Source organism: Roseinatronobacter monicus (genome assembly GCF_006716865.1).
Classification (GTDB): Bacteria; Pseudomonadota; Alphaproteobacteria; order Rhodobacterales; family Rhodobacteraceae; genus Roseinatronobacter; species Roseinatronobacter monicus.
Genome location: NZ_VFPT01000003.1, coordinates 147,340 through 154,656 on the forward strand (window position 1 = coordinate 147,340; position 7,317 = coordinate 154,656).

Annotated in this window: 7 protein-coding genes; 5 read left to right on the forward strand and 2 right to left on the reverse strand. The window is 60.3% G+C overall.

Annotated elements, in window-relative coordinates; genetic code table 11:
• Window positions 1–9 precede the first annotated feature (9 nt).
• The 3 genes from gap to BD293_RS19880 are packed head-to-tail and all read left to right on the forward strand — an operon-like array spanning window position 10 to window position 3,412.
• Window positions 10–1,014, forward strand: a complete 1,005-nt coding sequence (gene gap / locus BD293_RS19870) for a type I glyceraldehyde-3-phosphate dehydrogenase (protein WP_142085301.1) — start codon at window positions 10–12, stop codon at window positions 1,012–1,014.
• Window positions 1,011–2,285 (forward strand): phosphopyruvate hydratase, encoded by a 1,275-nt coding sequence (eno, locus tag BD293_RS19875; protein WP_142085303.1) that lies wholly within the window; start codon window positions 1,011–1,013, stop codon window positions 2,283–2,285. The genes gap and eno overlap by 4 nt, the downstream gene beginning before the upstream one ends.
• Window positions 2,282–3,412 carry an iron-containing alcohol dehydrogenase gene (locus BD293_RS19880; RefSeq protein ID WP_142085305.1) on the forward strand — a complete coding sequence of 377 codons (1,131 nt, stop codon included), beginning with the start codon at window positions 2,282–2,284 and terminating at the stop codon, window positions 3,410–3,412. The genes eno and BD293_RS19880 overlap by 4 nt, the downstream gene beginning before the upstream one ends.
• A gap of 320 nt (window positions 3,413–3,732) precedes the next feature.
• On the opposite strand, the gene BD293_RS19885 is transcribed toward BD293_RS19880, so the two are convergent.
• Entirely contained in the window at window positions 3,733–4,137 is a 405-nt protein-coding gene (locus BD293_RS19885; protein ID WP_142085307.1) for a single-stranded DNA-binding protein, read from the reverse strand.
• A gap of 430 nt (window positions 4,138–4,567) precedes the next feature.
• On the opposite strand from BD293_RS19885, the gene BD293_RS19890 reads away from it, so the two are divergent.
• Window positions 4,568–4,888 carry an H-NS histone family protein gene (locus BD293_RS19890; protein ID WP_142085309.1) on the forward strand — a complete coding sequence of 107 codons (321 nt, stop codon included), beginning with the start codon at window positions 4,568–4,570 and terminating at the stop codon, window positions 4,886–4,888.
• A 363-nt stretch (window positions 4,889–5,251) separates the two neighbouring features.
• Window positions 5,252–5,914, forward strand: coding sequence for a hypothetical protein (locus BD293_RS19895; RefSeq protein WP_142085311.1), 663 nt, complete (start codon window positions 5,252–5,254; stop codon window positions 5,912–5,914).
• 278 nt (window positions 5,915–6,192) lie between these two features.
• On the opposite strand, the gene BD293_RS19900 is transcribed toward BD293_RS19895, so the two are convergent.
• Window positions 6,193–7,227: an IS110 family RNA-guided transposase gene (locus BD293_RS19900; protein WP_142085313.1), complete on the reverse strand. Its 1,035-nt coding sequence runs from the start codon at window positions 7,225–7,227 to the stop codon at window positions 6,193–6,195.
• Window positions 7,228–7,317: the final 90 nt, after the last annotated feature.

A 7,317-nucleotide genomic window follows, 5' to 3' on the forward strand; every position in this document is an offset into this window, starting at 1 on the left:
GAGATCACAGTGACCCTCAAAGTCGCCATCAACGGTTTTGGCCGCATCGGCCGCAACATCCTGCGCGCCGCCATCGAATCCGGTCGCACCGATATCGAGATCGTCGCCATCAATGATCTCGGCCCGGTCGATGCCAATGCCCATCTGCTGCAGCATGACAGCGTGCATGGACGTTTCCCTGCCGAGGTCAGGGTATCTGGCAACACGATCGATGTCGGGCGCGGGCCGATCGAGGTCACTGCCATCCGCGAACCCGCCAAGCTGCCTTGGGCAGGTGTTGATGTGGTGATGGAATGCACGGGTATTTTCACCAGCAAGGACGCCTGCAAGGCCCATCTGAACAACGGCGCGTTGCGGGTGCTGATCTCGGCCCCGAGCCCCGATGCGGACAAGACAGTTGTTTACGGCGTGAACCATGACACGCTGACGCGCGATGATCTGATTGTCTCGAACGCATCCTGCACCACCAATTGTCTGGCCCCTGTTGCGAAGGTTTTGCACGGCGCCATCGGCATCAAGCGCGGTTTCATGACCACTATCCACAGCTACACAGGCGATCAGCCTACGCTGGATACGATGCACAAGGATCTCTACCGCGCGCGGGCAGCGGCGCTCAGCATGATCCCGACCTCGACCGGGGCGGCGAAGGCAGTGGGGCTGGTATTGCCCGCCCTGAACGGCAAGCTGGACGGAGTGGCGATCCGCGTGCCCACGCCCAATGTCTCGGTTGTGGACCTGACATTCGAGGCCGCGCGCGGCACCAGTGCCGCAGAGATCAACGATGCGATCCGCGCGGCGGCAGATGGCGCGATGAAGGGCATTCTGGGTTATACGGATGCGAAACTTGTCTCGTCGGATTTCAACCACGACCCGCATTCCTCGGTGTTTCATACCGACCAGACCAAGGTCATGGAGGGCAGCATGTGTCGTATACTCTCATGGTATGACAATGAATGGGGCTTCTCGAACCGCATGATCGACACGGCAATCGCCATGGGAAGGGCAGCAGCATGAGCACGATCATCGACATTATTGGCCGCGAGATACTGGACAGCCGGGGCAACCCGACGGTCGAGGTGGATGTGGTTCTGGAAGACGGCACGATGGGCCGCGCGGCGGTTCCCTCTGGCGCGTCCACCGGCGCACATGAGGCCGTCGAGAAGCGCGATGGCGACAAGGCCCGCTATATGGGCAAGGGCGTGCTGGACGCGGTAGCATCCGTGAATGGTGAATTGGCAGAGGCGCTGGTGGGCTTTGACGCGACTGAACAGGTCGCAATTGACGCGGCGATGCTGGAACTGGACGGCACCGCGAACAAGGGCCGTCTGGGCGCGAATGCGCTTCTGGGTGTGTCGATGGCCGTGGCGAAGGCCGCTGCCGAGTATTCCGGCCAGCCGCTTTATCGCTATGTCGGCGGCACCTCGGCGCGAGTGCTGCCGGTTCCGATGATGAATATCATCAACGGGGGCGAACATGCCGACAACCCGATCGATATTCAGGAATTCATGATCATGCCTGTCGCAGCGACCTCGATCCGCGAGGCGGTACGCATGGGCGCGGAAGTGTTCCATACGCTGAAAAAGGAATTGTCGGCTGCAGGCCTGTCCACCGGGATCGGCGATGAGGGCGGCTTTGCGCCCAACCTGTCAAGCACCCGCGACGCGCTTGATTTCATCCTGCGCAGCATCGAAAAGGCAGGCTACCGACCGGGCGAGGACATTTATCTGGCACTCGATTGCGCCGCGACCGAATATTTCCGCGACGGCAAATACCACATGACAGGCGAAGGCGCCGTGATGACCCGCGACGAGAATGCCGCCTATCTGATGGGGCTGGTCAAGGATTACCCGATCATCTCGATCGAGGATGGCATGGCCGAAGATGACTGGGATGGCTGGGCCAAGCTGACCGAACTGATGGGCGAAAAATGCCAGCTTGTGGGCGATGATCTGTTTGTCACCAATCCCGCACGTCTGGCCGAGGGTATCGAGAAGGGATGCGCGAACAGCTTGCTGGTCAAGGTCAACCAGATCGGCACACTGACCGAGACGCTGGCGGCGGTGGATATGGCGCATCGCGCGCGTATGACTTGCGTGATGTCACACCGTTCGGGTGAAACCGAGGATGCGACCATCGCAGACCTGGCGGTCGCCACGAATTGCGGGCAGATCAAGACGGGTTCGCTCGCGCGCTCGGACCGGCTGGCGAAATATAACCAACTGATCCGTATCGAGGAAATGCTGGGCGAAACGGCTGTTTTTGCAGGAAAGTCGATCCTGCGATGAGCATCGCGGCATTCGGTTTCGCCACGGCTGGAACACTGCGCTTCGGGCGTGGCTCTGTCGCAGAAGCAGTGCCCTTTGCCCGCGCGCAAGCCCGCCGCGTTTTGCTGCTGCGCTCTCGTTCGGTCGCGGCCGCAGATGACCTTCTGAAATCGCTGCGCGAGAGCGGCGATGTGCTGGACCTGCAGGCCAGTGGCGAACCCGATCTGCCGGGCATTGAGGCCAATGTCGCAATTGCACAGGATTTCCGGCCCGATCTAATCATTGCCATCGGGGGTGGGGCGATCATCGACCATGGCAAGGCGCTGGCCGCGCTGATCCCCGCGCCGCACAGCGCCATGCGCTATCTGGAAGTTGTCGGCGAGGGGCAACCGCTGGACAATGCCCCCTTGCCGCTGGTCGCGATCCCGACCACCGCCGGGACAGGTGCCGAAGTGACGCGCAATGCCGTGATTCAAGTGCCAGAAGCCCGCCGCAAGGTCAGCCTGCGCGATCCGCGTCTTTATCCGGCGCTGGCACTGGTCGATCCTGATCTGTGCCTCTCCTGCCCGAAATCCGTGACACTTGCGTCGGGGCTGGATGCCATCACGCAGGTGATCGAGCCCTTCATCTGCAGCCGCGCCAACCCCGTGACAGATGTACTCTGCCGCGATGCCATCCCGCGTGGCCTGTCAGCTTTGCGCAGGCTGATGGACAAGGATGAGGGGCATGCCTGGGACGATATGGCATTGACAAGTATGTTCGGGGGTATTGCGCTGGCAAATGCGGGCCTTGGCGCCGTGCATGGCTTTGCAGGCGTGATCGGTGGCCAGACCGGCGCCGCGCATGGGGCCATATGCGGAACAATGCTGGTGCCGGTGCTCAGGGCCAATTCGCAGGTGGCCCCAGAGGGCAGCATCACCCAGCAGCGCATCAGTTGGGTCATCGAGCAGATCGCGCGTGAATTCGGCCATCTGCCGGATTTCCAGAACTGGGTCCGCGGGCATGGACTGCCGACCATTGGCGGGCTTGGCGTAACAGCCGAGATGCACGCCAATATTGCGCGTGATGTAGTGCAGTCATCGTCCTACAGGGCCAATCCGGTGGAGCTGCGAGATGGAATGCTCTTGCAAATCCTCGCTGAGAGCTGAGTCGGCAAAGTTCCTCATGAATTCGGTTTCTATGAACCGACAAACGCGTTTTCGCCGCCCGCGCGTCAGTACGTTCTGTACCGGGCTTGAATGGCCGCTTCGGTAAGCCGCGTTGCAGCATGCCTCCAACGCTGACAGACCGCTTTGGGCCGGGCACGTCGAAAGATGCGGCCATGAACCGCAACTTTGCAAACTCCGCTTTTGCCAACTGCCGCCGGTCACGCCGGTCCATGCTGCGGCTGCAGCGACTGTCCGCTTCCACGAACAGCCTGAACCCGGCGGGTTTCCCCGCCGGGCCCGAGGGGGAGACCCCGTTCTTTTCAGAACGGGATCTCGTCGTCGCGGTCGACCAACTCGGGGTTTTCACTCTCGGCCGATTTCGGGCGGCTGAGGAAATCGACCTTCTCGGCGATGATTTCGCAGCCGTAGCGGTCGTTGCCTGCAGCGTCGGTCCATTTCGTGTAGTGGATGCGGCCATGGACCAGGAGCTTCATGCCCTTTTCGCAATGCTCCGCGACCGTCTTGCCGAGGCCATTGAAGCAGGTGATGCGGTGCCATTCCGTGTCCATGACCCGGTAGCCGTTCTCGTCGCGCAACACGCGACCTTCCGAGAGGCGGGGGCGCGAGGTGGCGAGGCTGAAGTTGGTGATGTTGGTGCCACCTTGGGTGGTGCGGGTTTCGGGTTTTTGGCCAATGTTGCCAGCGAGGATGACGATGTTTTGCATGGGTAGCTTCCTTCTGTGTCCTGTCTTCGGGACCGTCCCTTCGACAAGACCCTGAAAAAGCCCGTCGGGTGACGCGTGCACGGTGGACGGAACGGACGCCGGAAACCTCCAGAGGACCGGGGTGGCGCGGGCAGGACGCCACAGGCGGCCAACACGGCCCGGACTGACGCGGGGTTGCGCGCGAGAGCCCGAACGGGATTAGGGGATTGTCAGTCGAAGGGATGGACCAGCAGACAGAGCGACACGGGGGAAGCCCATGCCAGACCCTGTCATCCGGCCAACATGGCCTGTCAGAACCCAAGCCCAGCACTGCACTGGCGGTCGATACCGATCATGCCCAACCGCCCCCCTGCCCCCGCCGTCAGGGAGTTGCGGGTCCCTGCCGATACAGGCTACGTTGCGGGATCATTCAGGACACGGAAAGCATCGCATGGCTGATTTCGATCTCGAGGCGCTGTCGCTCACGGAACTGCGCAAATTGCATAAGGACATCGCCAAGGCGATCACCACCTACGAGGACCGGCAAAAGACAGAAGTCCGCGCCAAGGTGGAAGCCTTCGCCAAAGACCTGGGCTATTCGCTGGCCGAACTCATGGGCGAGGAAGCAACACCCAAGCGCGCGCCCGCCCCGGCGAAATACCGCCACCCTGAGAACCCGGCGCTCACCTGGTCCGGCCGGGGGCGCAAACCGCTGTGGTTTGTGGAGGCGTTGTCATCGGGCAAAGCCGCAGAGGACATGGCCATCGGCTGATGAGTCGCGGCTGTTGCGGTCAGTCCTTTGCGACAGATCGGATTGCCGGCCGCGCCCGCCTTGCAAGAGGGATGCAGACCCGACAGGGCTGAAAGCGGATCGTGATGGCGACCATGTGACAAATGGGTTGGCCTGGCTCAGGATGAGACAGACCAAGCCGTATTGGCACAGGAAGGCAGCAGGGTCAGAGTTCAGGGCGAAGCCTCAGCAGCCCGGCCCCGCTTGCGGGGCTTGCCAATGTCGAAATGAGCCCTTTGAGGTCTTTCGAAGAAAAGGCCGTGATGTTACTTTCGCACTCAATGAAGTATGGGAATTATGCTGTAATTCGCGTCAGGGCTGCTTTGTACGAATTGGGAAAAGTTAATGAGCGACGACAACAATCAAGGTTCACCCGACGATTCAAAGAAAGGAATGGATATTTCGAAGCTAGCTGAACAGCTCCAGCTACCGTCAGGCCGCGCCCTTGGCGATCTAACCAAACAGCTAAACGACCAATTCCGTTCGATCGAAGCTTTGCGCGCGCCCTCACTGCCAACGGCGCTCAGGACTCCACCGCGAAATCCAACCTTCGATACAAATGATCACCTCGAGCGGATCGAGCAGCGCTTTGATAAGATGCTTGATGTTGCCGCAAACGGCGCACAAATAGCCACTGAATTACAGGCGCACGCGGCAGATTTTTTGAAGAAATTTGAAAAAGCGGCATCTGACAATGATAGATCAGCCGAACGCGCTATCCGCCTTGGCGGCTATGCTGTTCTCATCGCGCTGGTCGCTCCTATTTTTCAAATCGTGTACACGGAAGTCTGGCGGGTTCCGAAGGAGACAGCGTCCATCGAAGCAGTCATTTTAGACATGCAGGTCGAGATTGCCTCGCTTCGCCAGACCCAGATTGAGGCCGCAGACCGGATAGCTGACGCCTTGGAGCGTTCGGATCAACAGTTGATTGATGTCCTTCGAGACGTTGCGAATAGCCTCGCCGTACATCCTCCAAATTTTGAAATCGATCCTGATCCCGCAGAGTAGCGATGTTGTTAAAGACCGCTTCTCTAATCGGGCATTTTGGTCAAGCTCTATTTTGCGATTTTCACTTGCATGGGATCATTGTCACTCATCCGGGTCACGCTTCTCTTCGCAGTCTGTTCTGGCCCGTCATAGTCATGGGCCGCTGCACGCATGTGTCGGATTGGCTGTGGAGCGCCCCGCTCCGTCTCGCGGTCTTTCGCCGCAGCAGACGTATTCGGCGTCATCCACGGACCTCGTCCGGTGAGGACGATCCCGTCGTGATCTTGGAGGGTGTCAGATCATGCGGTGCCCTCCAACGGATCACGGCGGAACTCGGTGCCATCAGTCCACATGCGATGCATCACGACGGCGAGTTTTCTTGCGACAGCGACGATTGCTCGGCGGCGGCCCTTGCGGCGCATCAGTCGAAGGCCCCAGCTCTTGATCCCGGATCCCGCGACCGCCCGCATCATCATGGCGTTCGCCGCAGCATAGAGTGCGGTGCGTACCTCGGGATCACCCGCTTTCGAGATGCGCCCAGGATTGTCCATCTCACCCGACTGGTATCGTCGTGGCGTCAGACCGAAATGGGCGGCCACCGTGCGGGACCTGGCAAACCGCGTCGGATCATCAACCGCCGCCCGGAAAGTGAGAGCGGCGACCGGCCCCACACCGGGGATCGCCATGAATCGTAAGCAGACCTCATCGCGACTGGCGGCCTGTTTAACGCGCCGATCCAGTTCGCGGTAGGTTTTGTAAAGCACCGCACGGGCATCGAGCAGAGGCAATAGGGCGCGTGACAGATCGGGATCAGATTCGATAATCGCTCGGACGCGCTCATCGAAAGAGCCCTGATCAACACGGGGCGGCAGACGCAGGCCGAACACTCGAAACAGTCCACGGATTTCATTGGCAAGATCAATGCATTTGCGTTGGATCGCCTTGCGACATGTCAGCAGCGCCCGGATCGCATGGGCTTCTCGACTTTTCATATGCACGGGACTGAACCAGCCAGACCGCAGTATCTGTGCAATGCCGCGCGCATCAGTCCGATCGGTCTTGTTGCGCATGGCAGACAGCGCCGCATTCACTTGCCGCGCCTCCATGCAGACCACATCAAACCCAGCTTTCTTCAGCCCGAAAAACAGGTGTTGGCTCATCGCACCGGCCTCAAACCCAACCTGTTTCAAAGGGTGAGGCCAGCCGTGAAGACAGGCCTCGATATCCGCGATCTCGAACGGAACGCTCCGCTCCAGGACGGTCTTGCCTTTTTCATCAACGATGCAGACCGCGACCGACCGCAGCGATACATCCAGCCCAGCATAGTATTCCATGGCACTCTCCTGAATTGCAGAAACAACTACATTCTATCCAGAGCTTGCCCTCCCTGTCGCGGGCTGCCCGATTACCCATGCTCCGTCCCG